This window comes from Arthrobacter sp. BB-1, from assembly GCF_006151685.1.
Classification (GTDB): Bacteria; Actinomycetota; Actinomycetes; order Actinomycetales; family Micrococcaceae; genus Arthrobacter.
Window position 1 is genome coordinate 1 of sequence record NZ_VDEV01000008.1, and the last position, 25,014, is coordinate 25,014.

Consider the following 25,014-nt stretch of genomic DNA (forward strand, 5'->3'; position numbering starts at 1 on the left):
AACATGCTCATGCCTTGGGGCCTGGCAGCTGGCCAAACACGCAGGCAGCTGGCCAAGCACTCAGGCGGTAAAGTTGAGCACCATGAGCAGCCTCTTCAGCCATGCACAGGAACCCTCCGGGAACGACGACGAATCGACGATCGATGCCCTGGACCCCGTGGTGCAAACGGTGGTGGTACCGGGAAGCGTGGCCCACGCCTCCACCGGTTTCACGGACCACACCCACCTGTGGTGGCCCTTGGAATCACACAGCGTGTACGGTGCCGGCTCCTACGTGGAATTCGAGGAGAACCTCATCCTGGAGACGGCCGACGACGGCCGGACCACCATCTGGGGTACCTTGGATGACTGGCAGCCGCCGCTGTCTTTCCACGCCACGTGGCATCCCGGCACAACCGCATTGTGGTCCACCGAACTCCGCGTCGCCTTCCGTGCCGTCCCGGATGGGACCGAGGTCCGGCTCTTCCATGACGGCTGGGAGGGTGCCGAAGATCCCACTGGCACCCGGGCGAAGTACGCCACGGACTGGCCCGCGATCCTTGCCCGCTACGCCCGTTTTATGGGAGCGGCCGGCACTCTGGACTCCTAGGAGCAGGAGCAGGAGCAGGAGCGGGAGCGTCCCGCCTGCCGCCCGACCTAGACTGAAGAACAAAGACTGAAGAACAAAGACTGAAGAACAGAGACTGAAGAACACCTGCGACGACGGATGGAGCCTTTGTGGGAAGCATAGTTGACGAACTGGAGGCCATCCTGGCGCCGGGCCAGATAGACGCGGGCGAAGCCGCACTCCGTCGCTATGCCGTCGACCAGGCCCCCGTGGTCGACTTCCAGCTGCCGCTGGCCGTGGTCTTCCCGGAATCCGTGGCAGACGTTCAGGCCGTTGTCCGCGCCTGCGCAGGCAGCAGCGTGGCCCTCGTGGCGCGCGGCGCAGGGACAGGGGTCTCCGGCGGGGCCCACGCCACCGAGAACTGCATCATCCTTTCGCTTGAACGCATGGACCGGATCCTCGCCCTCAACCCCGACGACGAAACCGCGGTAGTGGAGGCGGGCGTGGTCAATGCCGTCCTCAACGAGGCCGCCGCGAAGCATGGGCTGATGTATGCGCCGGACCCTGCCAGCTTCCGCAGTTCCACCATCGGCGGGAACGTTGCCACGAACGCCGGCGGGCTGCGGTGTGCCAAGTACGGCGTCACCAGGGATTCGGTCCTCGCGCTGGACGTGGTGCTGGCTGACGGCTCGCTCATCCATACCGGGCACCAGACGTTCAAGGGCGTGGCCGGCTACGACCTCACCAGTCTGTTCGTAGGTTCGGAGGGAACCCTCGGCATCGTCGTCGGGATCACGGTCCGCCTGAAGTACCTGCCGCAGGAAGTCCACACTGTTGCGGCGTTCTACGCGGACTTCCGGCAGGCTGCCGCGGGCGTCCTGGCCGTCGGCAAGGCACGGGTCCAGCCGGCCATCATGGAACTGCTCGACGGCGGCACCCTGGCACAGCTGGATGACATCCATGGCTCGGACCTTACCGCCCGGGGCAGGTCGCTGCTGCTGATCCAGACTGATGGCTTCGGTGCAGCCGCCGAAGCCCAGGTAGTGCGGGACGCGCTGCAGGCCGGGGGCGCAGCTGTTACCACCGAGGCCAGCGCAGAGGCGGAGCGGCTGGTGGAGCTTCGCCGGCACAGCAGGGGAGCGGAGGTGGACGACGAATACCGCGTGGGCGAGGACGTCGCCGTTCCCCGTTCCCGGCTGGTGGACTATGTTGCTGCCCTGGAAGCCATGGCCGCGGACCACGCAGTGCACCTCAAAGTGGTGGCGCACGCCGGCGACGGGAACCTCCACCCCACTTTTTGGATCGACCGCACGGGCAACAGCGTGGACGCCGGCGCCATGGAACGGCTGCAGCGGGTCCTGGACGAGTCGATCACAGCCGCGCTTGCCATGGGCGGGACCATCACCGGCGAGCACGGAGTGGGCCAGTACAAACTGCGCTGGTTGGGGCAGGAGCAGCCCGAGCCCATCCGCGAGCTGCAACGCAGGATCAAGGACCTCTTTGATCCTGCCGGTATCCTCAACCCGGGGAAGGCTATCTAGGGCCTCGCGCGCGGGTCAGTCGTCCGAGTCGGGGTACTCGTCGATCGATTCGTCATCGCCGTAGCGCGACTCCTCGGTCTCCACTTCAAGGATCTTCAGGAGCCCGGTGTCCGGGTTCAGCATGATAGCGGCCTCGTCCCGGCGATGCCGCAGGATGGAGTCGATGTAGGACTGCACGGCCTCCGCCAGCGGGATGTGCCGTTCCTGCTTTTCAGACATGTACCAGCGGTGCTCCAGGACCTCGTGCACCACTTCGGCGGGTTCGAGCTTGCCGGAAAGGTCCCGCGGAATGGACCTGACGATCGGCTCGAAGATCTGGCTGACCCAGAGGTGGGCGCTGTATTCCTCGTCCATTTGCGGGTTGTTGTCCGCGCGGAAGGAGTCCATGTCATTGAGGAGGCGGCGCGCCTGGTTCTCCTGGGCGTCGATCCCGGTAAGCCTCAGCAACCGCCGCTGGTGGTGCCCCGCATCCACCACCTTGGGCTGCAGCTGGATGGTGGTGCCGTTCTGGGTGGTCTTGATGGCGTATTCCTCGACGTCGAAGCCGAGTTCGTTGAGCCTGCGGATCCGGGCGCTCACCCGCCAGCGCTCACCCAGCTCGAAGGACTCCTTTTCGGTAAGCTCCTGCCACAGGCGGCGGTAGCTGTCCATGATCAGCTCGCTGGTGGCCACCGGGTCCACCTTTTCCTCGATCAGCCCGCCATCGAGCAGGTCCATCAGCTCGCCCGCGATGTTGACCCGTGCGATCTCCAGGTCATATTCGCGCTGGCCCGTGGACAGGTCCGGGTAGAGCTCGCCGGTCTCCGCGTCCACCAGGTAGGCGGCAAATGCACCGGCGTCGCGCCTGAACAGCGTATTGGAAAGGGACACGTCGCCCCAGTAGAAGCCGATCAGGTGGAGCCGCACCAGCAGCAGCGCCTGGGCGTCAATAAGGCGCGTCAGGGTGTCCTTGCGGAGCATCTGGGAGAACAGGGCGCGGTAGGGCATGGAAAACTTCAGGTGCCGGGTGACCAGCACCGGGTTCAGGGGGCGCCCGTCCAGGGTGGTGCGGCCCGTAATCACCGCCACCGGCTCCACGCACGGGACATCCAGGCGGGCCAGCTTGCGGAGCATGTGGTATTCGTGCCGGGCCACGTGCTCCGACGTTTCCTTGATGGCAATGACGGAACCCCCGAGGTGCGCAAAGCGCACGATATGGCGGGAGATGCCGCGCGGAAGCGCCGCCAGGTTCTCCGCGGGCCAGTCTTCCAGGGCGATGTGCCACGGCAGGTCCAGGAGCTCGGGATCCGCGGCCGCCGCCGTGATATTGAGGGAACTGGAGACCGAGGCGGCCTTGCCATCATCAGCACTTGCGGCGACAAACCGCGGCAGCTTCCCGATCTGCCCGTAGTCGGTGGGTTCGTCGTGCCACTGGGCGCTGTATTCCTCGGTCATGGCTCAATTCTTCCGTACATCGGGGCGGCCGGCTAAATTCCGGTGAGCCACAGTTAAAGGCCGACGGCGGCCCGCCAGTAAGGAGGGCCGCCGTCGGGTGAAGCGAAAGAGCGTCAGTCGCCGAGGCGCAGGCCGGTCTTGGTGTCGAACAGGTGCACGTGGCCCGACTGCGGACGGACGTAGATGACTTCGCCCTTCATCGGGGGGCGGCGGCCGTCGACACGTGCCACGATGTCGTGGTCCTTGCCGTCAAGCGTGGTGTGGCCGTAAACGTAGGCGTCGGCGCCAAGCTCTTCGACGACGTCGACCTCAACCTTCAGGCCTTCACCCTGCGGCGCGGTTTCGAGATCCTCCGGGCGGCTTCCCAACGTAACGGTTGAGCCGTGTGCTTCCTCGAGGACGTCGCGCGGCACGGGGTAGACGGTGCCGCCGAACTGGACGCCCCCGTCCACCACTGGCAGTTCCAGCAGGTTCATGGCGGGGGAACCGATGAAGCCGGCAACGAAGACGTTCTTGGGGCGGTCGTAGAGGTTGCGCGGGGTGTCAACCTGCTGCAGCAGGCCGTCCTTCAGCACGGCGACGCGGTCGCCCATGGTCATGGCCTCAACCTGGTCGTGCGTCACGTAGACGGTGGTGACGCCGAGGCGGCGGGTCAGGGATGCGATCTGCGTACGGGTCTGGACGCGGAGCTTGGCGTCCAGGTTGGACAGCGGCTCATCCATGAGGAAGACCTGGGGGTTACGGACGATTGCGCGGCCCATGGCAACACGCTGGCGCTGGCCGCCGGAGAGTGCCTTCGGCTTGCGGTCCAGGTACTGCTCAAGGTCAAGGAGCTTGGCGGCTTCGCGGACGCGCTCGGCGCGCTCTTCCTTGGAAACGCCTGCGATCTTAAGTGCGAAGCCCATGTTGTCGGCCACAGTCATGTGCGGGTACAGCGCGTAGTTCTGGAAAACCATCGCGATGTCGCGGTCCTTCGGGGGAACGTCGGTCACGTCGCGGTCGCCGATCAGGATCCGGCCGGCGTTGACGTCCTCAAGGCCTGCGAGCATGCGCAGGGAGGTGGACTTGCCGCAACCGGAGGGTCCAACGAGGACCAGGAATTCGCCATCGGCGATGTCGATGTTGAGCTTATCGACGGCGGGCTTATCTGTGCCCGGGTACAGACGCGTAGCGTTATCAAAAGTAACTGTAGCCACAGTTATCAATCCCTTCACCGGCAGGTACGTGCCGGACGATCCGTTGTGAATGGTTCATGTTTGTTCAGTTTTGTGCTGCTGACGCTCTTGGGCCGAGGCCGAAGAGCGCCGAGTGACGCCGCACGGTTCTTGTGCGCCACATCACATGCAAGAGTATGTCAGATGTTTGGCCGATGGTTGCAAATGTTACGGACGTCACACGTGAGGTTGGACATGCTCGGGCGGCACCTACCCCTGGGCGGCTGCGGGGTCCTCCTCCGCCACGGCGATGCTCCGCTCCTGCAGCAGCAGCTCCAGCAGTTCGGCGATATGGACCGGGGCCTCTACGCGAAATTCGGCCTGGGTGAAGTCAAGGCCCACTTTGACGCCCACGTCCCCCGGCTCCAGGCGGGCCAGGGCGTCTTCATCGGTGGTGTCGTCGCCGGCGAACAGGACGCCGGTAGCGCCGGTGATCTGCCGGAGGAAGGTGACGCCCTCGCCTTTGGACGCGTTGACCACCGAGGTCTCGAGGACGCGCTTGCCGTCCTTGAGGAAGACCCCCTTCCGGTCCTGCAGCAGGGAGCGGGCGGCAGCCACAGCGTCCTCAGCAACATCGTCGGCGGCCAGGCGCGTATGGAGGACCACCCCTGCGGGTTTGTCTTCGAGGACGGTGCCCGGAGCTTCCCTGGTGATGTCCTCCAGGATGGCGCGCACCTCCCCGAGGAGGGCCTTTTGCCCTTCATCGAGCGTGAGCCCGGCGGAGCCCGGGCCCAGCCAGGCCTCTGCGCCATGGCTGCCGATGAGGAGGGTATCCACCGGAGGGGAAGCGACAGTGCGCAGGCTGGCGAGGGCACGGCCTGAGATGAGTGCCGTCGTCGTCCGTGGGAGTACAGCCAGCCCGGCGAAAGCGGCCGCCGAGCGCGGCAGCGGCCGGGCATCGCCGGCGCGGCCGACGATGGGCGCTATTGTTCCGTCGAAGTCCATCGCCACGAGCAGGTGCTCGGTCTTGGCAATCCGCCGGATGGCTTCCCGGAGCTCAGGGGACAGGGAGAGCTTGTCCTTGGCGTGGCGGCCGTCAGGAGTCATCGCGGACCACCTTTTCGTTGAGCGCGCGCAGGAAGTCCGCGGACCAGTAGTCCACGTCGTGTTCCAGGATCTGCTTGCGCATTGCCCGCATCCGCCGGGACGCGTCCCGCGGTTCCATGGCCACGGCACGCATGATGGCGCTCTTGAGACCGTCGATATCGTGGGGGTTCATCAGCAGGGCCTGCTTGAGCTGGTCGGCTGCGCCGGCGAACTCGCTCAGGACCAGGGCGCCGTCGTTGTTGGTGCGTGCCGTGACGTACTCCTTGGCCACCAGGTTCATGCCGTCACGCAACGCCGTGACCAGCATGACGTCCGCGGCAAGGTAGAGCGCCACCATCTCCTCCACCGGATAGCTGTGGTGCAGGTAGCGGACAGCGGTGTTCTCGATGGTGTCATACGTGCCATTGATGTGGCCCACAGTGCCCTCCACCTCCTCCCGCAGCAGGCGGTACTGCTCAACGCGCTCGCGGCTGGGGCTGGCCACCTGGATCAGTGTGGCATCGCCAACCGAGAGTTTGCCGTCCGCCAGGAGTTCCTCAAAGGCCTTCAGCCGGTGCCGGATGCCTTTGGTGTAGTCCAGGCGGTCCACGCCGAGCAGGATGGTCTTGGGGTTCCCGAGGTCCTGGCGGATCTGGCGGGCGCGCTCGATGATCTCCGGGTTGGCGGCCAGCTCGGTGATCTGCCGGACGTCGATGGAGATGGGGAATGCCTGCGCGCGGGCAATGTGGGTGACCTGGCCATCCTGGCCTTTTACATGGACCTGCTGCTGCTTGACGCTGGCGCCGAGGAAACGGCGGGCGGAGCGCATGAAGTTACCGGCATCGCTGGGACGTTGGAAACCCACCAGGTCGGCGCCGAGGAGGCCGTCGATGATGGCCTGGCGCCACGGCAGCTGGGCAAAGATCTCCGGCGGAGGGAACGGGATGTGGTTGAAGAACCCGATCCTGAGGTCCGGCCGCGCTTCGCGCAGCATGCGCGGCACCAGCTGGAGCTGGTAGTCCTGCACCCACACGGTGGCGCCGTGATCGGCATGGCGCACGACGGCGTCGGCGAACCTCCTGTTGACCTTGCGGTAGGCGTCCCACCACGTGCGGTGGAACTCCGGCGGGGCGATGACGTCGTGGTACAGCGGCCACAGGGTGGCGTTCGAAAACCCCTCGTAGTACAGCTCCACCTCGTCGGTGCTTAGCTGGACCGGGACCAGGTCCATGCCGCCGTGGCTGAAGGGCTTGACCGTCTCGTCGGGCGCACCGTGCCACCCCACCCAGGCGCCGTCGGTCTTGGTCATCATGGGGGCCAGCGCTGTCACCAGCCCGCCGGGGGACCGGCGCCAGCCGGAACCGTCGTCCCCGCTTTCCCCGGGGGCGCAGCGGTCCACGGGCAGCCTGTTGGATACCACCATGAAGTCGTATTTGCTCGCTCCGCCGTGGCCGGAGCCGGCAGCGCCGGACGTGGATGGTGCGGAAGGTTTTTCCTGGACGGGTGTTTGCATTGCGGCCCCCTGGGGTTGCTTGTGCCTCTCAGCCCACCCTAACGGGAGGGAATCTTCCGTGCTATTCGGTCGTTGGTCAACCCAGCGATTAGTTGAAAGCGCAAGCTCCCAGCTTTCTCCCCTAAAATGTAGGAGTTGCCACGAAGTGGTCCCCCCACGTCAACCGACCCAAGGAACACATGAGCCCCGCAAACGAAGTACGTAAGTCCAAGGCTGAGCGAACCGCGGAGGCGCGGGAAAAGGCGCGCCAGATCCGTGAGGCCCAGCTGAAGAAGGACAAGCGCAACAAGCTGCTCATCGGCTGGGGCATCGTGGCCGCCGTCGTGGCCATCCTGGCTGTTGTTGCACTGGTGGTGACCACCAGCATCAGGCAGAACACGCCCGTCGCGGACCAGGGGCCCGTGCCTGCCAACGCCAACGTCAACGGCGGCGTGACCCTGCTGGCCAACTCCGAGGTGAAGAAGACGGACCCGGCCACCGTGGACATTGCCAACCTTCCGGCCAAGCCTGATGCACAGCCGAACCCGGTGGTGGCTCCGGGAGCCGAGGCTGAAGCGGGGCAGCCCGTCAAGGTTATCGCCTATATCGACTTCATCTGCCCGGTGTGCCTGCGGTTCGAACAGACGTACAACGAGGCCCTGACCAGCCTCCGCAATGAAGGCAAGATCAGCATGGAGTACCGGCCGCTGGGCTTCCTGGACCGCCAGTCCAGCACCAACTACTCCTCGCGTTCCGCGAACGCCGCCGCCTGCGTGGCCGACAAGGCCCCCGAAAAGTACGCGGACTACGTGAATGTCCTCTTCGACAACCAGCCGGCAGAAGGCGGAGCGGGCCTGTCCGACGACAAGTTGAAGTCACTGGCCAGCGACCTTGGTGCCGACATCAACAGCTGCGTGGACGACAAGACTTTCCGTCCCTACGTCAAGTACTCCACCCAGCTCGCCGAAAATACCGGCATCACGGGTACGCCCACGATCTTCGTCGATGGCAAGAAGTGGGACGGCGCCTCGGACCTGAACGCAGAGATCCAGGCGGCAATCGACGCGAAGGCCTAAAGCCGTAGTGCCAAAAGCTGTAGTGGCTGCATGGCGGCCCGTTCCCGGATTCTTCCCGGAACGGGCCGCCGTCCTTTAAGGCCAGCCTTTTAAGTCCAACCGCGTTTCCAGGGCCGGTTCGCGCCGTGGCGCCGGCGTTTTTACCACCGGCGCCACTTGGGCTAACCTTATCTAGCGCCGTTCAGGCGCCGGCCCGCAGGGGCACGCCTCCTTAGCTCAGTTGGCCAGAGCACCGCTCTTGTAAAGCGGGGGTCGTCGGTTCGAATCCGACAGGGGGCTCCACTACCTCCTTCCCTTCCGGCGGCTAAGCTGGTCTTATCCGGATCATCAGCCTGCTGATCAAAAGGAGTGTGGGTGCCATGCCCAAGACCGGAAAGAGTGGCCACGCCCGCAAGGACGAGCTTCCCTCCACCCTGCAGCGCTCGGGGAAGAAGGCCCAGGACACGTTCGCCAAAACCTACGATTCAGCCCTTGAGAGCTACGACAACGACGAGCAAAGGGCGGCCCGGGCGGCCTATGCCTCGCTGAAGCACAGCTACGAGAAGGTGGGCGACCACTGGGAACCGAAGGAAAAACGGGGCCCCTCGGACAAGCGGGCCGAAGGGGGAGTGCAGTCCTCCGAACCCACCGCGGGCGGAGTGGACGCGAACGCCTCGAAGGAACACCTGTACAAGCTCGCGCAAAAGCTGGACATCGGCGGCCGTTCCACAATGAATAAGGACGAACTGGTCAAAGCCATCCAGAAGGCCAATGATGCAGCCACCCGGAAGGCGCGCCGCTCCTAATTTCCCTGCCGCCCGGCCCTTGCCGTACAGCCCCTGCAGGGTGTCGAATCAGAGGATACGTTCAGCCCGGTTGGATGGCAAAGGCGCCAGGAGGTTCCCATGTCGGTCAGAGGCACCAAGGACTCAGCCAGGACAGCGGCCGGAAGGAACGGACCCGAGTCCCGCCGCGCCGATGCCTCTGCCGGAATCGCAGCCGAGGAGCCCGCCAAAATCCGGAATGTGGCGCTTGTGGGCCATTCGGGTGCCGGGAAGACCATGCTGATCGAAGCGCTGCTCGCAGCCAACGGCATGATCACCCGCAAGGGATCCATTGCGGACGGGACCACCGTCAGCGATTCGGACCCCGCTGCCGTGCACCAGCAGCGCTCCGTGACCTTGTCGCTTGTGCCGCTGTTGGTTGACGGCATCAAAGTGAACCTCCTGGACACCCCGGGTTACCCGGATTTCATCGGCGAACTCCGCGCAGGACTCCGCGCCGCGGACGCCGCCCTGTTCGTGGTGTCCGCCGTTGACGGGATCGACGCCACCACCACCGCGCTGTGGGATGAATGCGAGCACATGCGGTTGCCCCGCGCCGTCGCCATAACGCGCATGGACCACCCGCGGGCAGATTACGACGGCGTCCTTGCCGCTTGCCGGAAGTCCTTCGGCGAGGGCGTCCTGCCGCTCTACGTTCCGGTGCGGACGGGCGCTGAGGTCACCGGCCTGCTGGGCCTGCTGTCCGGGACGGTAAGTGACTACTCGTCCGGAGAAGTGCCGGCAACCTCACGTGCAGCGAATGCCGACGAACTGGCGGCCCATGGTGCCGCCCGGGGCGACCTGATCGAGGGGATCATCGGCGGGAGTGAGGACGAAACCCTGATGGACCGCTACTTGGAAGGCGAGGACATCGAAACCGGCGTCCTCGTGGCCGACCTGGAAACCGCCGTCGAACGCGGTTCCTTTTTTCCTGTCCTGTCCACGTCGGCCGTCAGCGGCCTGGGCACCGCGGAACTGGTGGAGGTCTTGGTCCGGGCCTTCCCGCCGCCGCCGGACAGCCGTGTGCCGGAGGTGACGGACCTGGCGGGCGCCCCTGCCGGTCCGCTGACCTGTGATCCCGGGGGACAGTTGGCGGCGGAGGTGGTCCGGACTTCCATCGACCCGTTCCTGGGCCGGATTTGCCTGGTCAGGGTCTTCTCCGGCACGCTCCGGGAGGATGCCCCGGTGCACGTGACCGGCCAGGGCCTGGCCGACCGGGGCCACCAGGACCACGACACGGACGAACGCGTCACGCACCTCTACTCCCCGCTGGGGGCCTCCCTGCGGCCTGTCCCGCACTGCGTGGCGGGGGACATCTGTGCCGTGGCGAAACTGGGAAGCGCCGAAACCGGAGACACCATCTCCGGCCGCGACCGGCCACTGCTGCTGGCCACCTGGGAGATGCCCGAGCCGCTGCTGCCGGTGGCGGTGGAGGCTGATTCGCGCAGTGACGAGGACGCCCTTGCCCGCAGCCTGGGAAAGATTGCGGCGGGTGATCCCACCCTGCGCGTGGAACGCAACCAGGAAACGCACCAGTTGGTCCTGTGGTGCATGGGCGAGGCCCACGCCGAGGTGGTGCTGGACAGGTTGCGGGACCAGGGCGTGAAGCTTCACACGGTGGACGTGGTGACGCCCTTGCGGGAGACATTTGCGGCACCCGCCACCGGCCATGGCCGGCACGTGAAGCAGTCCGGCGGCCATGGGCAATATGCCGTCTGCGACATCGATGTGGAACCCCTGCCACGGGGCAGTGGGTTCGAATTCGTGGACAAGACGGTGGGTGGCGTGATCCCGGGGACGTTCATCCCGTCCGTGGAAAAGGGCGTCCGGGCCCAGATGGAAAAGGGGGTCAGCGCGGGCTTCCCCGTGGTGGACCTGCGCGTGACGCTCACGGGAGGCAAGGCGCACAGCGTGGATTCCTCCGATGCAGCATTCCAGGCGGCAGGTGCCCTTGCGCTGCGGGAGGCGGCGGCAGCAGGGCGGATCCAGCTCCTGGAACCTGTGTCATCGGTGGTCATCACCGTGACGGACGAGCATGTGGGGTCCGTGATGAGCGACTTGTCTGCCCGGCGCGGCAGGCTGACTGGCACCACCTCCTCCGGTGATGGCCTGACCGAGATCAGTGCCGAGGTCCCGGACCAGGAACTGCTGCGTTATGCCGTGGACCTGCGGGCCCTGACGGCGGGATCCGGGCGGTTCCGCCGCCGGTACCTCCGGCATGATCCGGTACCCGCCAGCTTCAGCACCTCCTAGCAGCCCTGCCATGAATGACGCAGCCAGGAAGATCCAGCGCGTCTATCTGACGCTGACGCTGGGAAACACCCTGGCGGCCTCGTTTATCTGGGGCATCAACACGCTCTTCTTGCTGGATGCGGGGCTGAGCAACCTGGAAGCATTTGCCGCGAATGCATTCTTCACGGCCGGTATGGTGCTGTTCGAGGTGCCCACCGGAGTGGTGGCGGACAGTTGGGGCCGTCGGGTTTCCTTCCTGCTGGGTACCGTCACCCTGGCCGGGTCCACTTTCCTGTACTTCCTGCTGTGGCAGTTTTCGGCCCCGTTCTGGTGGTGGGCGGTGGTCTCGGTCCTGCTGGGCCTGGGCTTCACCTTCTTCTCCGGCGCAGTGGAAGCCTGGCTGGTGGACGCCCTGCGCTTCTCCGGCTACGAAGGCGGGCTGGAAACGGTGCTTGGCCGGGGACAGATGGTGTCCGGCGTTGCCATGCTGGCGGGTTCCGTGGCAGGCGGGGTTATTGCGCAGGCCAGCAACCTCGGCGTTCCGTTCCTCCTCAGGGTGGGCGTGCTGGGCGCCATGTTTGCCGTGGCCTTCCTGCTCATGCATGACGTCGGTTTCACACCGGAGCGTTCGGCCCACCCGCTGCGGGCCACCCGCGCAGTACTGCGGGCATCGGTGGACAACGGACTGAAGAACCCGCCCGTCCGCTTCATCATGCTGGCCGCCCCCTTCACAGAAGGGGTTGGCATCTATGTTTTCTATGCCCTGCAGCCGTACCTGCTCCAGCTCTTTGGAGACCCCCGCGCCTATGCCGTTGCGGGCCTGGCCGCGGCCCTTGTGGCAGGAGCGGACATCGTCGGCGGATGGATGGCACCGCGCGTCCGGAACCTGGTCAAGCGGCGGACCAGCGTGCTGATCGCCACCAACGTGGTGAGCGCACTGATCCTGGTGGCGCTCATGTTCACCAGCATTTTCTGGCTTGCATTGGTGCTCCTGGCGCTCTGGGCCGTTGTGTCCTCAGCCGGCACCCCGGTCCGGCAGGCTTACCTGAACGACATGATTGCCTCGAAGCAGCGCGCCACCGTCCTGAGCTTCGATTCCCTGATGGGCTCGGCCGGGGGAGTGGTGGTGCAGCCGCTGCTGGGCCGGACCGCAGACCTCTACGGCTACCCCGCCTCGCTGGCCGTGGGCGGGGCAGTGCAACTGATCGCTGCCCCCTTCATCCTGCTGAGCCGCCGGCAGCGCTCGCGGGCGGACACGGCGTCGGACACGACAGCGGCAACGCCCTAGCAGCTTGGTGCAGCGGATTTTGCAGCACAGCGGATTTTGCTTGCTCAGTCCGAGTCCATCAGTTCGAGCAACTTTTTCGCCGCGTCCCGGATGTCATCGTGCCCATACTGCGCGGCCCTGCTTTCCAGCGAGATGACAGCGCAGCGGTGGACTTTGCTGAAATCCCCATACGGGAAGCTGACGCTGCCTTTGGTTCCCTCCGACTTGTCGTCGTCCCTGCCAAGGTGCCATTCCTCGAAGTTCCCGAAACCGTGCTTGTCGATGAAGGAGTTCTCCTGCTCAGTGGACGGCGCATGTTCACTCCAGTCATCCCGGACATCGCGTTCCACCTTTCCTGCCTCGATGAGCTTGCGGGCGTGTGCGAGTGCCTTCCGGTTCAGCCGTACTGCCATCCTGCCTCCTTCCAGTGCCGGCTCCGGGCGCGTCAGCCGTAGGGCTTCCAGCGTAGGACGGTGTTTGGGAAACCGCCATGGATTAACGCAGGCGAGATGGCGACGAAACAGGGGCACAACAATCCCTGCATAGGTTTCAGGCATGATCGCAGACACCCTTCGCCGGTTCCGCACCCGGCTCGTTGACACGTTTACCTACGAATCCGGCGAACACGCGGCCGACGCCATGGCCGACGCCACCCGCTGGGGGTGGCTGCCGGCCTTGAGCGGAGTGGCAGTTGGGGGAGACCAAGCCCGGCGCAGCCACGGGGAATCCCTGGCGCAGCGCGGCGAAATGTCTGGTTGAGCACACTATTGCGCCGGTAACGGGATCATGCCCTAAACTGCTTCACTGAGGTGCCTGAAATGGTGCTGCGCAGCAAGGAAAGTGAACACGCTATGGCTACCGATTACGATGCTCCACGCAAGCAGGAAGAAGAATCTCCGGCTGATTCGCTGGAGGCCCTCCAGGCCTCGCGCGGCGGCAACGCCCAGACCGCGGTCATTGACGTCGACGAGAACGACACCGCAGAGGGTATCGACCTGCCTGGAGCGGATCTTTCCAACGAAGAACTGACGGTCATTGTCGTTCCCGAACAGTCCGATGAGTTCACCTGTTCGTCGTGCTTCCTTGTCCGCCACCGCTCCCAGGTTGCCCGGGAAAAGAACGGCATGAAGTACTGCCGCGACTGCGAAGGCTGAATCCTTTTCCGGACTGCCGGACCGCCCGGCCCCCTAAGGTGACCGGCGCTTCCGGTCTCCTGCCGCCGTCGTTATCCCGGTAACGGCAAGGTGCCGGAACGGCGCCCGAAGAACACAAAAAGGGAGCCAAACGGGCCGGTTGGAGCCCGGTTTTGGCAGCCGCTATATACGCGCGTGATGCGGGGCGCCGCACCTTAACGGTTGCATGGCGAAGCGGCCACAAGCCTCGTTTCGCGCCGTCAACGCTCCTACGCTGGAGCTATCCATTCGCTCCACACATGGGTGGCTCCACAATGAAAAAGCTCTACACCTGGCTGGCTGCCATCCTCCTGGCGGCCGGACTGGGAATCGTGGTTCCGGGGCCTGCCTCCGCTGCCACATCCTATTGCGGTCTCGTATGGGGGTCTTTGGCCAAGGCGGACCAAAGCATGAGCACCGCTCCCGTCACCAACATCCGGACCGGGCAGCACTACTGCTTCGACAGGATGGTGGTGGACCTCAACGGCGCCGTGGCGGGTTACACCGTGCGGTACGTTCCCCGGATAGTCCAGGACGGCTCCGGCTTCACCATCCCGGTCCGGGGGAATGCACGCCTCCAGGTCACAGTCAACGCACCCGCCTACAACGGCGACTACAAGCCCACCTACAACCCGTCCGATAACGACGAACTCTCCAACGTCGCCCGCTACCAGACCTTCCGCCAGGTGGTCTTTGCCGGCAGCTTCGAGGGATACACCAGCATCGGGCTGGGCGTACGCGCCCGGCTGCCGTTCCGGGTCTTCACGCTGGACGGGCCGGGTTCCGGATCCCGCCTGGTGGTTGACGTAGCGCACTACTGGTGACAGCGGGCCGTAGACAGTCAGCCGATCAAACGAAGAAGGTGCTGTTCCCCTCTTTTGCGGGGAACAGCACCTTCTTTCGTCGGGGTTGGCTGGCTTCGGACAGCCTCCGGCCCTTTTACTCCGGGACCACCAGCGCGGGGGTGTCGCGCCGGAGCCTCTCGCCGCGGAAGAAGCCGGGACGGACCTTGGCCATGACAAGCATGACGACGGCGCCGGAAGCCAGGATGCCGACGCCCAGCACAAACACCAGGCCCACTCCGAAGACCTCCGAGCCGCTGCCGAATTCCGGGGCCCAGCTGTCCACGGCGGTCTGCAGGAACACCACGAACAGGCCCACGCCGCCCAGCACCGGGCACACCAGGCGGAGGATGACGTGGCGCAGGCTGCTGAAGACGCTGTGGCGGAAGTACCAGGCGCAGGCCAGGGCAGTAAGGCCGTAGTAGAAGCAGATCATCAGCCCGAGCGCCAGGATGGTGTCATTGAGGACGTTTTCGCTGACCACGTGCATCACGGCGTAGAAGCCCGCGGACATGACGCCGGCGGCCACCGTGGCAAAGCCTGGCGTCGCAAATTTCCTGCTGACCCGGCTGAACGGCTCGGGCAGGGCACCGTAGTACCCCATGGCCAGCAGGCTCCGGGACGGCGACATGAACGTGGACTGCAGGGACGCGGCGGAGCTGGACAGCACGGCCATGGACATAAGGATGGCGAACGGTCCCATGATGGGGGAGGCCAGGGCGGTGAAGATGTTCTCGTGGATCTCCGTGTTGTTGAGGCCGTTTCCGGTTTCACCGACGCCGGCGAACATCATGGTGGCGATGCTCACGGTCAGGTAGATCGCCAGGACGATCACGGCGGTCAGGGTTCCGGCCAGGCCTGCCGTCTTCTTGCCGTTGGAGGTTTCCTCATTGACGGTCAGGCAGACGTCCCAGCCCCAGTACACAAAGATGGACAGGGAGATGCCTGCTGCGATCTGCCCGAAGGTCTCGATCCTGGTGACGTCGAACCACTCCCAGCTGAACGGGATGGCAGTGTCCGAGCCGGACCAGTTGGCGAAGGCCATGCCCACAAAAAGGCCGAGGACAAGCAGCTGGAATCCCACCAGGCTGTACTGGACCACCTTGGTGGTGTGGAGTCCGCGGTAGCTGACCCAGACGGCCAGGGCCACAAACACAAAGCAGGTCAGCACGTTCACTGCCTTGTTTGCTGCCAAGTCAGCGAGCTCCGGTGAGCCCGTCAGTTGGGAAAGGAAAAGATAAAAGAAGTCGACGGCGACTCCCGCAAGGTTGGAGAGCACAATGATGTTGGCGGCCAGCAGGCCCCAGCCTCCCATCCAGCCCACCCACGGGCCGAACGCCTTGGTGACCCACGTGAAGGTGGTGCCGCTGTCCGGGGAATCGGCGTTGAGTTCCCGGTAGGCGAGGGAGACGAGGATCATGGGGATGAACCCGATCAGGAAGATGACGGGCAGCTGGAGTCCGGCTTCATTGACCGTGGGGCCAAGGGCGCTGGTCAGGGTATAGGCGGGGGCGATGGTGGAGATGCCCAGGACGACGACGGCGAGGAGTCCCAGCTGCCCGCCCTTGAGTCCCTTGGGGCTGATGCCTGCAGTACGCGGCGAGTGCCCCCCTGAACCCGGGGCGGATGTGCTGGTGCGGATGGTCTCGGTCATGGCACCACTTTCTGGAGAAGTTGAGACGGCGGTCACTATATGAATGGCGTTCATTTAGTATGGGGGTGGGACGCCCGGGAAGCAAGGAAAATAATGAACGGCGTTCTTTTGTGTCTGCTGTGGGCCGGTTAGTAAGCTCACTGAGAAATTCCCTGCGGGCCCTCCGTTGTGCTGGCCGGTGCTGGTAGCGTCGGGCTTACTGGACCAATTGAGGAGGATGCATGAAAGCTTCACCGACACTGACCAACAACCTGCAGGCCGTGCTCGCCGACCTGATCGAGCTGCACATCCAGGGCAAGCAGGCGCACTGGAACATCGTGGGAACCAACTTCCGCGACCTGCACCTGCAGCTGGACGAAATCGTTGACGCTGCCCGCCAGTTCGCCGACGACACCGCAGAGCGGATGCGGGCCCTCCACGCCCTGCCGGATGGACGCAGCTCCACGGTGGCGGAGTCCACAAGCCTGGCGCAGTTCCCCGAAGGCCTGATCAGCACCAAGGATGCGATCGAGCGGATCGTTGCTGCCCTCGAGGCTGCTGTTGGCACTATGCGCAAGGTCCACGATGAAGTGGATGAAGAGGATCCCACCACCGCTGACCTGCTGCACGAGTTCATTGCCAAGCTGGAGCAGTTCGCCTGGATGGTCAACGCTGAAAACATGAAGCCCACCGCCAGCGTTACCGCCCCGGACTCGAAGTAGCGGGCCCGCAAGGGAAGCGGCCTGCCAGGCGCCCGCCCGGAGTAACACTCCGAGGCGGGCGCCTTTGCTGTCACGGTGCGCAGGTCACCTTTCAGCTGTCCGCCTTGGGTACTTTCCGGAGGACGACGGCGGCGAGGACTGCCGCCGTCGCCATCAGTACCAGCCCAATTGCTGCGGTGACGTGCACCCCTGACTCGAAGGCCGAGCCGGCGGCCTGCCGGACTGCGCCTGCCAGGGGGCCCGGCAGGCCTGCCGCCAGTTCCATGGCTCCGGCGAGGGTTTCCCTGGCGTGCGCGGTGCCTTGGGCCGGGGCGGCTTCAGCGACGCCGGCCGGGAGCCGCAGGTTGTGCTGGTAGGAACCCGTGAGGATGGAACCCAGCACCGCAGTTCCCAAAACCGCGCCCATCTCGTAGCCCGTCTCGGAAATCGCCGCGGCCGCCCCTGACTTTTCGGGCGGCACGCTTCCCAGGATGAGGTCGTTGGAGATGGTCTCAGCCGTTCCCACGCCCAGGGCAAGGACCAGCAGTGCGGCCAGCAGCAGGGATGCCCCGCCCTGGCTGCCCCCCAAAGCCACCAGGCTGTAGCCGGCGGCGCTCAGGGCGAGCCCGCCCGCCACAACGAAGCCCGGGCGTACTTTCTTCACCGCCGGCACCACCGCAAGGCCCGAGGCCATCGTGGCCATCAGCGCCGGGACCATGGCCATTCCGGCAGCCGAGGGCGACATGCCCTCGATGAGCTGGAGGTGCTGGGCGAGGAAGAGGATAAAGCCGTTGAACGAAAACAGGGCCAGGATATTGGCGGTGATGGCCATGCTGAACACCCTGTTGCGGAAAAGGGACATCTCCAGCAGCGGGCTGTGCAGCCGCTGCTGCCTGCGGACGAAGGCCGCGCCCATTGCCAGGCCGAGCGTTACGGTTCCGAGGGCTGTGGTGTCCGGGCCTTCGGTGGCGAGGTGCTTGATCCCGTAGACCACGGGAACCATGGTGAACAGCGACAGCACGATGCTGGGCCCGTCCACCTTGCCCGGCGACGGGTCCCTGGACTCCGGGATGAAGGCCGGGCCCAGGGCCAGCAGCGGCAGCATGATGGGCACTGCCACCAGGAGGACGGCTCCCCACCAGAACTGTTCCACCAGCCACCCGCCAAAGATGGGCCCCAGGGCGGCACCGCCCGAGAACCCCGCTGCCCAGATGGCGATGGCCAGCCGCCGCCGGTTGGGGTCCGGGAAGATGTTGCGGATCAGGGACAGCGTGGAGGGCATCAGCATGGCGCCGAAGAAGCCAAGGGACGCCCGGCCTGCGATGAGCCATCCCGCAGTGGGGGCAAAAGCAGTTGCTGCTGATACTGCCGCAAAACCGATGCTGCCGATGATCAGCAGGCGGCGTCGGCCGATCCTGTCGCCCAGGCTCCCCATGGCAACCAGCAGCCCGGCCAGCACCAGCGGGTAGGCGTCCACAATCCAGAGGAGCTCTACGCCCGACGTGCGCAGCGCGGCGGCAATGGCAGGCAGGGCAAAGGTCAGGGCCGTGTTGTCCACTGCAACCAGGAGGACTGGAAACATCAGCAGGCCCAGGGCCAGCCAGCAGCGCCAACTGCCCTTGGGTGGGCGTGGCGCGGGCGGCCTCGATTGGGTACGGCGGGTGGTCTTCTGTTGGGAAGCGGCGGGCATGGTCATGCTTTAACTATACCGTCTGGACGGTATAGTTAAGAAACCGGCTCGTGACCATGCATGATGGGAATCATGGCCAGAAAACCCGTTGCGCGAGACGCCGTCCTCGATGCCTTTGAACAGCTCCTGATCGACGTGGGGGAGCGGGCTGCCACCCTGGACGCCGTGGCCAGGCGTGCCGGCGTCTCCAAGGGCGGCCTCCTGTACCACTTCCCCACCAAGGAAGCCTTGATCACAGCCACCCTGGAACGGCTGGACCGCCTGGCGGGGGAGGACCTCGCCGCCATGGCGTCCGCACCCGAGGGGGCGGCGGCATACTTCATCAAGTCGTCGCTCTGGTCCGATACCCCGATGGACCGCTCCTTCGTTGCCGCGACGCGGCTGGCCGAGGTGGCCCACGAGGAAGCCCGCCGCCGCTTCGCCGCCATCCAGCAGCAATGGCTGGAGCTCATCGGGAAGGACGTGGGCAAGGCTATGGCCAAGGCGGTCCTGTATATGGGGGACGGGCTGTACTTCAACGCCATGTGGGAAAGCGGGCCGGCGGGAAAGGCCGGGAACAGGCGGGCGGACGTGGAGGAACTCCTGTCAGCCGTGGAGCGGCTGCGGGGCTAGCTGACATTTGCCCCCGGGCCTGCGGCATAGGAGAATTGGGCTGTGCGCGGGCGGTTGCCGGCGCGCCAAGACAACCCAAATGAATAGCCTTTGATCTGCGGCGGGAGAGTCCTGCCAGAAGGTACAAGCAGGCGCCGTAGGAGCAAATCCTCCCCAGGAATCTCACAGGCCCATGTACCGCCGCGGCGAGGCACCTCTGGAAAGCAGCACGCCGTCCGCCTGGAGGTCCGGTCCCCGGATCCCTGGACTGTTGTGTTCACCGACGGTGCAAGCGATGCCCGCGTCTTCAGGCAACGCGGAAACTCTCAGGTACAGATACAGAGCGGGGAGGACCCAAATCGATGTGGCGTACCCTGCGCCGCCTTAGTAATGGAGTTCCTCGTGACTGTATCTCCGGCCTCCGCCACCCCGGCCACTGCTGCCCCCGCCGCTGCCGCCACCTTTGTTGACCGGCACATCGGCGCAAGGCGCCAGGCCGACGTCGACACCATGCTCAAGGCCGTAGGCTACGACACCGTGGACGCGCTGGTTGATACCGCCGTTCCCAAGGACATCCGGCAGGACTCTGCGCTGGAACTGGCAGATGCCCTGAGCGAGGTGGAGGCGCTCGCGGAACTGCGCCGCCTCGCCGCCAAGAACAAGACCGCCGTCCAGATGATCGGCCAGGGCTACTACGACACCGTGACCCCGCCGGTGATCCGCCGGAACATCCTGGAGGGCCCGGCCTGGTACACCGCCTACACCCCCTACCAGCCTGAAATTTCGCAGGGCCGGCTCGAGGCGCTGCTGAACTTCCAGACCATGGTCCAGGACCTGGTGGGCCTGCCCATCGCCAACGCCTCCCTGCTGGACGAAGCCACCGCAGTGGCCGAGGCCGTGCTGATGATGCGCAGGGCCAATAGGGCCAAAGGCCAGAACGCAGGCGCGAAGGACGGCAAGACCGTCCTGGACGCCGACTGCCTGCCGCAGACCATCGCCATCGTCAAGGGCCGGGCCGAGGCGCTCGGCTTCGAGGTTGAAGTCGCGGACCTCGCCAAAGGCCTGCCCGAGGGCGACATCAACGGCGTGGTCCTCCAGCAGCCCGGAGCGTCCGGCCGCGTTTTTGACCACAGCCCGGTTATCGCCGAGGCCAAGGAACGCGGCGCCCTGGTCACGGTGGCCGCCGACCTCCTGGCCCTCACCCTCATCACCCCGCCCGGCGAGCAGGGTGCGGACATCGCCGTCGGCTCCGCGCAGCGCTTCGGCGTTCCGCTGTTCTATGGCGGCCCGCACGCCGCCTACATGGCCGTGCAGAAGGGCCTCGAGCGCTCCATGCCGGGCCGCCTTGTTGGCGTCTCGAAGGACAACGCCGGCGTTCCCGCCTACCGCCTGGCCCTGCAGACCCGCGAGCAGCACATCCGCCGCGAGAAGGCCACGTCCAACATCTGCACCGCGCAGGCACTGCTGGCCATCGTGGCTTCGATGTACGCCGTGTACCACGGCCCAGAGGGCCTGAAGGCGATCGCCCAGTCCGCACACCTCCACGCCAGGACGCTGGCGGCCTCCCTCAAGGCCGCCGGGTTGGAGGTGCTGCACACCAGCTTCTTCGACACCGTCACGGTCTCCGTGCCGGGCAAGGCTGCCGGGATTGTTTCCGCAGCCGAGGCCGCGGGCATCAACCTGCGCAGCATCGACGCGGACACGGTGGGGTTCTCCACCGATGAAACCACGACGACGGCAATCGTCGAGGGCGTCCTGGCCGCCTTTGGTGCTTCCGTTGTTGATGCACGTGATGACGCTGCAATCGCGCTGGATGCCGCCCTCGAACGTTCCTCCGACTTCCTGCAACACCCGGTGTTCAACACGCACCGCTCCGAAACGCAGCTGCTGCGTTACATCCGCAAGCTCAGTGACCGCGACCTGGCGCTGGACCGAACCATGATCCCGCTGGGCTCCTGCACCATGAAGCTGAACGCCACGGCAGAGATGGAAGCCATCTCCTGGCCCGAGTTCGCCTCCATCCACCCGTTCGCCCCGGACTCCCAGACCGAGGGCTGGCGCGAACTGATCGCCGACCTCGAAGCGCAACTTACCGAGATCACCGGGTACGACCAGGTATCCATCCAGCCCAACGCCGGTTCCCAGGGCGAGCTCGCCGGGCTGCTGGCGATCCGCGGCTACCACCACTCGCGGGGCGACCAGCAGCGCAACGTCTGCCTGATCCCGGCCTCCGCCCACGGCACCAACGCCGCCTCCGCCGTCCTGGCCGGCATGAAGGTGGTTGTGGTGGCCACGGCACCGGACGGCACCATCGACCACACCGACCTGTACGCCAAGATCGAGGCGAACAGGGACGCGCTGTCCTGCATCATGATCACCTACCCGTCCACCCACGGCGTATACGACGCCGACGTCCGCGAGGTCTGCGACGCCGTCCACGCCGCCGGCGGCCAGGTGTACATCGACGGCGCCAACCTCAACGCCCTCGTGGGCCTGGCGCAGCCGGGCAAGTTCGGCGGCGACGTCTCGCACCTGAACCTGCACAAGACCTTCTGCATCCCGCACGGCGGCGGCGGACCCGGGGTCGGGCCCGTCGCTGCGAAGGCGCACCTGGCACCGTTTATGCCCGGCAACGCGGCAACCTGGACCGAAGGCAATGACGTGCCGATCTCGGCGTCCAAGTACGGTTCCGCGGGCGTGCTTCCGATTTCGTGGGCCTACGTGAAGCTGATGGGCGGGCAGGGACTGACAGAGGCCACCAAGTCCGCGCTGCTTGCCGCGAACTACGTTGCCGCCCGCCTGAACGATTTCTTCCCGGTCCTCTACACCGGCGAAGGCGGGCTCGTGGCGCACGAGTGCATCCTGGACCTGCGCGAGCTCACTGCCCGGACCGGTGTCACCGCGGAGGACGTGGCCAAGCGGCTCATCGACTACGGTTTCCACGCCCCCACGCTGGCATTTCCCGTCGCGGGGACGCTCATGGTGGAGCCGACGGAGTCCGAGGACCTCGGCGAAATCGACCGCTTCATCGAGGCAATGATCGCCATCCGCGCCGAAATCGACCAGGTGGCGAACGGCGACTTCACCGTGACGGACAGCCCGCTGCGCAATGCCCCGCACACGGCCGCCGCCGTCGTCTCTTCCGAATGGGACCGCGCGTACCCGCGTGAACAGGCCGTGTTCCCGGTGAAGTCGCTCAAGCAGGACAAGTACTTCCCGCCGGTGGGCCGCATCGACGGCGCGGCGGGGGACCGGAACCTGATCTGCTCCTGCCCGCCGCTTTCCGAGTTCGAAAACTAAGGACACGCGCCATGGCTGAGAAGCACACCGCCCTCTACGAGGAGCACAAGAAGCTGGGGGCGTCCTTCACCGACTTCGGCGGCTGGCAGATGCCGCTCAAATACAGCTCGGAGCTCGCCGAGCACCACGCTGTCCGCAAGAGCGCCGGCCTGTTCGATCTCTCCCACATGGGTGAGGTATGGGTGACCGGGCCGGAGGCTGCCGCCTTCCTGGACTACGCGCTGGTGGGAAAGATCTCCGCCATGCCGGTGGGCAAGGCGAAGTATTCGCTGATCTGCAATGAGGACGGCGGCATCATCGACGACCTCATTACCTACCGCCGGCCGCCGGTTCCAGGCGCCGGAGAAGACGGCACGGACCGTTTCCTGGTAGTCCCCAACGCCGGCAACGCCGCGGTGGTGGCTGCTGAGCTGGCCAAGCGGGCTGCCGGGTTCGACGTGCAGGTGGATGACGCCTCCGCGTCCACGTCCCTCATCGCCGTGCAGGGTCCCACGGCACAGGAGTTGCTGCTCCGCCTGGTCCCGGCCGCACAGCACAGCCTGGTGACGGAGCTGAAGTACTACGCCGCCGTCGAGGTTCCGTTCCTGGTGCGCGGCGCCGGACTGGACCTGCTGCTCGCACGTACCGGCTATACCGGCGAGGACGGGTTCGAGATCTTTGTGCCCAACGGCGACGCCCCCGGCCTGTGGCAGGCACTCCTCGCCATCGCCGACGACGGGGAGCTGACACCCGCCGGGCTGGCTTCGCGCGACTCCCTCCGGCTTGAGGCAGGCATGCCCCTGTACGGGAACGAGCTTTCCCTGCAAGGCGACCCCTTCGCCGCCGGCCTGGGACCCGTCGTCGCACTGTCCAAGGAGGGCGACTTCGTGGGGAAGGCGGCCCTCGCCGCGAAGAAGGAAGCCGGCGCCGGCTCCATTGCCGGCCGAAGGCTCGTCGGGCTTAAGGGACTCGGCCGCCGCGCCGGCCGGAGCCACTACCCGGTCCTCAAGGACGGCAACGTCGTGGGCGAAGTGACCTCCGGGCAGCCCTCGCCCACCCTCGGCTACCCGGTTGCCATGGCCTACGTGGACGTCGAGTTCACCGAAGTTGGCACCACCCTGGATATCGACCTGCGAGGTAAGGCAGAGCCGTTCGAAGTCGTCGACCTGCCGTTCTATAAACGCGCCAAGTAGGTAGCTCTCCGTGGTCACCTTTGGGCCCGGTGGGACCGGCATCCTCCGCGTGCTCGGTCGCGTAGACGCCCGCTGAGCGGACGTGACGCTCCCTTAGACGCACGCTTCCGGATACCTGTCCCACAGAGGCCGCGCTGCTCACGGTTTCCGGTTCAACAGTCCGCCGCTTGCATCAAAGGTGAGATGACGTCGGTGGGTGAGCGGATTCCGGAAGCGTGCGTCAGAGCGACGGAGGAGCAGCACGCGGAGGAATTCTGCCAGGCGCACCCAACCCCGACACGAACTTTCTAGTTAGGAACCAAGCACATGGCTGTTGGAGTCTTTGATCTGTTTAGCATCGGGATTGGGCCTTCTTCTTCTCATACTGTGGGGCCGATGCGGGCTGCTGCTGTTTTTGCGGAGGAGCTCAAGGGTTCCGGGAGGCTTGCTGATGTGGCGTCGTTGCGGGTGGATCTTTATGGGTCGCTGGCGGCGACCGGTCATGGACACGGGACGATGACCGCGATCCTGCTGGGGCTGGAGGGCTACCACCCGGAGCTGATCCTGCCGGACGAGGTGGAGGAGCGGCTGGCCTCGATCGCCGGGACCGGGATGTTGCAGCTGGCCGGTGCGGTGGCGTTGCCGTATGGGGTGAAGGACATGGTGCTGCGGCCGTTGACGGTCCTGCCGCGGCATACGAACGGGATGACGTTTACGGTGTCCGACGCCGGCGGCGACGTCCTGCATACGGCGACGTTCTTTTCGGTGGGTGGCGGTTTCATTGTCCGTGAGGGTGAGGAGGACGCGGCGCTGCAGGAGCTGGAGGAGTCCAAGAAGGAGCTGCCGTTGCCGTTCCGGACCGCCGCGGAGCTGCTGGAGCACTGCCGGGACACCGGCTTGGGCATCAGTGAGGTGATGCGGGTCAACGAGGAGGACAGCCGCACCCCGGAGGAGATCCGGGAAGGCCTGCTGCATATTTACTCCGTGATGGAGGGCTGCGTGGCCACGTCCCTGAAGCGTGAGGGGGTGCTGCCGGGCGGGTTGAAGGTCCGCCGCCGTGCCCCGGACTGGTACGACCGGTTGCGGAAGGAAAGCGCCCGCCCCGGCGGCGCGGGAAACGACGCCGGCGCCGGTTCGGGGGAGTTCCATGACCCGAAGTATTGGCAGGAGTGGGTTAATTTGATTGCCCTGGCGGTGAATGAGGAGAACGCCTCGGGCGGCCGGGTGGTGACGGCGCCGACGAACGGTGCGGCGGGGATCATCCCGGCGGTGCTGTACTACGCGCTGCATTTCGCCCCTGGC

At 65.7% G+C, this 25,014-nt stretch carries 21 protein-coding genes, 1 tRNA gene and 1 riboswitch; of the genes, 15 read left to right on the plus strand and 7 right to left on the minus strand.

The window, feature by feature from the left end; all coding sequences use genetic code 11:
- The first annotated feature begins 82 nt into the window (after positions 1-82).
- Both FHJ30_RS04440 and FHJ30_RS04445 read left to right on the plus strand, forming a co-directional pair.
- Complete coding sequence (locus tag FHJ30_RS04440) at positions 83-589, plus strand: hypothetical protein (protein ID WP_139028088.1); 507 nt, start codon at positions 83-85, stop codon at positions 587-589.
- A gap of 128 nt (positions 590-717) precedes the next feature.
- Positions 718-2,088 carry an FAD-binding oxidoreductase gene (locus FHJ30_RS04445; RefSeq protein ID WP_139028090.1) on the plus strand — a complete coding sequence of 457 codons (1,371 nt, stop codon included), beginning with the start codon at positions 718-720 and terminating at the stop codon, positions 2,086-2,088.
- Between the two features lie 15 nt (positions 2,089-2,103).
- Here the strand turns inward: FHJ30_RS04445 and FHJ30_RS04450 are convergent, their stop codons facing one another.
- From FHJ30_RS04450 to FHJ30_RS04465, 4 genes are all read right to left on the minus strand, one after another.
- Positions 2,104-3,522 (minus strand): DUF4032 domain-containing protein, encoded by a 1,419-nt coding sequence (locus FHJ30_RS04450; protein ID WP_139028091.1) that lies wholly within the window; start codon positions 3,520-3,522, stop codon positions 2,104-2,106.
- Positions 3,523-3,635: 113 nt separating this feature from the next.
- On the minus strand, positions 3,636-4,718 hold the full coding sequence (locus tag FHJ30_RS04455) for an ABC transporter ATP-binding protein (protein ID WP_018762103.1): 1,083 nt from the start codon (positions 4,716-4,718) through the stop codon (positions 3,636-3,638).
- 228 nt (positions 4,719-4,946) lie between these two features.
- Positions 4,947-5,783: a trehalose-phosphatase gene (gene otsB, locus FHJ30_RS04460; protein WP_139028092.1), complete on the minus strand. Its 837-nt coding sequence runs from the start codon at positions 5,781-5,783 to the stop codon at positions 4,947-4,949.
- Positions 5,773-7,275: a trehalose-6-phosphate synthase gene (locus FHJ30_RS04465; RefSeq protein ID WP_139028093.1), complete on the minus strand. Its 1,503-nt coding sequence runs from the start codon at positions 7,273-7,275 to the stop codon at positions 5,773-5,775. Before FHJ30_RS04465 ends, otsB begins: the two co-directional genes overlap by 11 nt.
- Positions 7,276-7,454: 179 nt before the next feature.
- On the opposite strand from FHJ30_RS04465, the gene FHJ30_RS04470 reads away from it, so the two are divergent.
- The 5 genes from FHJ30_RS04470 (at position 7,455) to FHJ30_RS04490 (ending at position 12,653) form a co-directional block, all read left to right on the plus strand.
- Positions 7,455-8,330: a thioredoxin domain-containing protein gene (locus tag FHJ30_RS04470; RefSeq protein WP_139028094.1), complete on the plus strand. Its 876-nt coding sequence runs from the start codon at positions 7,455-7,457 to the stop codon at positions 8,328-8,330.
- A gap of 205 nt (positions 8,331-8,535) precedes the next feature.
- Positions 8,536-8,612: transfer RNA gene (locus FHJ30_RS04475), tRNA-Thr, on the plus strand.
- Positions 8,613-8,689: 77 nt separating this feature from the next.
- A complete protein-coding gene (locus tag FHJ30_RS04480) occupies positions 8,690-9,115 on the plus strand; it encodes a ChaB family protein (RefSeq protein WP_139028096.1) in 426 nt (141 codons plus the stop codon).
- Positions 9,116-9,214: 99 nt separating this feature from the next.
- Positions 9,215-11,386 (plus strand): elongation factor G-like protein EF-G2, encoded by a 2,172-nt coding sequence (locus tag FHJ30_RS04485; protein WP_139028098.1) that lies wholly within the window; start codon positions 9,215-9,217, stop codon positions 11,384-11,386.
- A 10-nt stretch (positions 11,387-11,396) separates the two neighbouring features.
- On the plus strand, positions 11,397-12,653 hold the full coding sequence (locus tag FHJ30_RS04490; RefSeq protein WP_139028100.1) for an MFS transporter: 1,257 nt from the start codon (positions 11,397-11,399) through the stop codon (positions 12,651-12,653).
- Between the two features lie 44 nt (positions 12,654-12,697).
- On the opposite strand, the gene FHJ30_RS04495 is transcribed toward FHJ30_RS04490, so the two are convergent.
- Positions 12,698-13,045, minus strand: a complete 348-nt coding sequence (locus tag FHJ30_RS04495; RefSeq protein ID WP_139028102.1) for a hypothetical protein — start codon at positions 13,043-13,045, stop codon at positions 12,698-12,700.
- Positions 13,046-13,187: 142 nt separating this feature from the next.
- On the opposite strand from FHJ30_RS04495, the gene FHJ30_RS04500 reads away from it, so the two are divergent.
- From FHJ30_RS04500 to FHJ30_RS04510, 3 genes are all read left to right on the plus strand, one after another.
- Positions 13,188-13,391, plus strand: a complete 204-nt coding sequence (locus tag FHJ30_RS04500; protein ID WP_139028104.1) for a hypothetical protein — start codon at positions 13,188-13,190, stop codon at positions 13,389-13,391.
- 92 nt (positions 13,392-13,483) lie between these two features.
- The gene (locus tag FHJ30_RS04505) at positions 13,484-13,786 is read left to right on the plus strand and encodes a DUF4193 domain-containing protein (protein WP_066280293.1); all 303 of its coding nucleotides are present in this window, start codon (positions 13,484-13,486) and stop codon (positions 13,784-13,786) included.
- A 293-nt stretch (positions 13,787-14,079) separates the two neighbouring features.
- Complete coding sequence (locus FHJ30_RS04510; protein WP_139028106.1) at positions 14,080-14,628, plus strand: hypothetical protein; 549 nt, start codon at positions 14,080-14,082, stop codon at positions 14,626-14,628.
- 115 nt (positions 14,629-14,743) lie between these two features.
- Here FHJ30_RS04510 and FHJ30_RS04515 read toward each other — a convergent pair whose 3' ends face one another.
- Entirely contained in the window at positions 14,744-16,300 is a 1,557-nt protein-coding gene (locus FHJ30_RS04515; protein ID WP_139028108.1) for an APC family permease, read from the minus strand.
- 221 nt (positions 16,301-16,521) lie between these two features.
- Between FHJ30_RS04515 and FHJ30_RS04520 the strand changes: the two genes are divergently transcribed.
- Positions 16,522-17,001 (plus strand): Dps family protein, encoded by a 480-nt coding sequence (locus FHJ30_RS04520; RefSeq protein WP_139028110.1) that lies wholly within the window; start codon positions 16,522-16,524, stop codon positions 16,999-17,001.
- A gap of 91 nt (positions 17,002-17,092) precedes the next feature.
- On the opposite strand, the gene FHJ30_RS04525 is transcribed toward FHJ30_RS04520, so the two are convergent.
- The gene (locus FHJ30_RS04525) at positions 17,093-18,676 is read right to left on the minus strand and encodes an MFS transporter (RefSeq protein WP_370633164.1); all 1,584 of its coding nucleotides are present in this window, start codon (positions 18,674-18,676) and stop codon (positions 17,093-17,095) included.
- A gap of 66 nt (positions 18,677-18,742) precedes the next feature.
- Here FHJ30_RS04525 and FHJ30_RS04530 point away from each other — a divergent pair, with 66 nt between their 5' ends.
- The 4 genes from FHJ30_RS04530 to FHJ30_RS04545 form a co-directional block, all read left to right on the plus strand.
- The gene (locus tag FHJ30_RS04530) at positions 18,743-19,282 is read left to right on the plus strand and encodes a TetR/AcrR family transcriptional regulator (protein WP_139028112.1); all 540 of its coding nucleotides are present in this window, start codon (positions 18,743-18,745) and stop codon (positions 19,280-19,282) included.
- A 91-nt stretch (positions 19,283-19,373) separates the two neighbouring features.
- A riboswitch (glycine riboswitch) is annotated at positions 19,374-19,472 on the plus strand.
- A 179-nt stretch (positions 19,473-19,651) separates the two neighbouring features.
- On the plus strand, positions 19,652-22,561 hold the full coding sequence (gene gcvP, locus FHJ30_RS04535) for an aminomethyl-transferring glycine dehydrogenase (protein WP_139028114.1): 2,910 nt from the start codon (positions 19,652-19,654) through the stop codon (positions 22,559-22,561).
- 11 nt (positions 22,562-22,572) lie between these two features.
- On the plus strand, positions 22,573-23,733 hold the full coding sequence (gcvT, locus tag FHJ30_RS04540) for a glycine cleavage system aminomethyltransferase GcvT (RefSeq protein ID WP_139028116.1): 1,161 nt from the start codon (positions 22,573-22,575) through the stop codon (positions 23,731-23,733).
- 306 nt (positions 23,734-24,039) lie between these two features.
- Positions 24,040-25,014, plus strand: a 975-nt coding sequence (locus FHJ30_RS04545; RefSeq protein WP_139028118.1) for an L-serine ammonia-lyase, incomplete at its 3' end; no start/stop codon positions are given.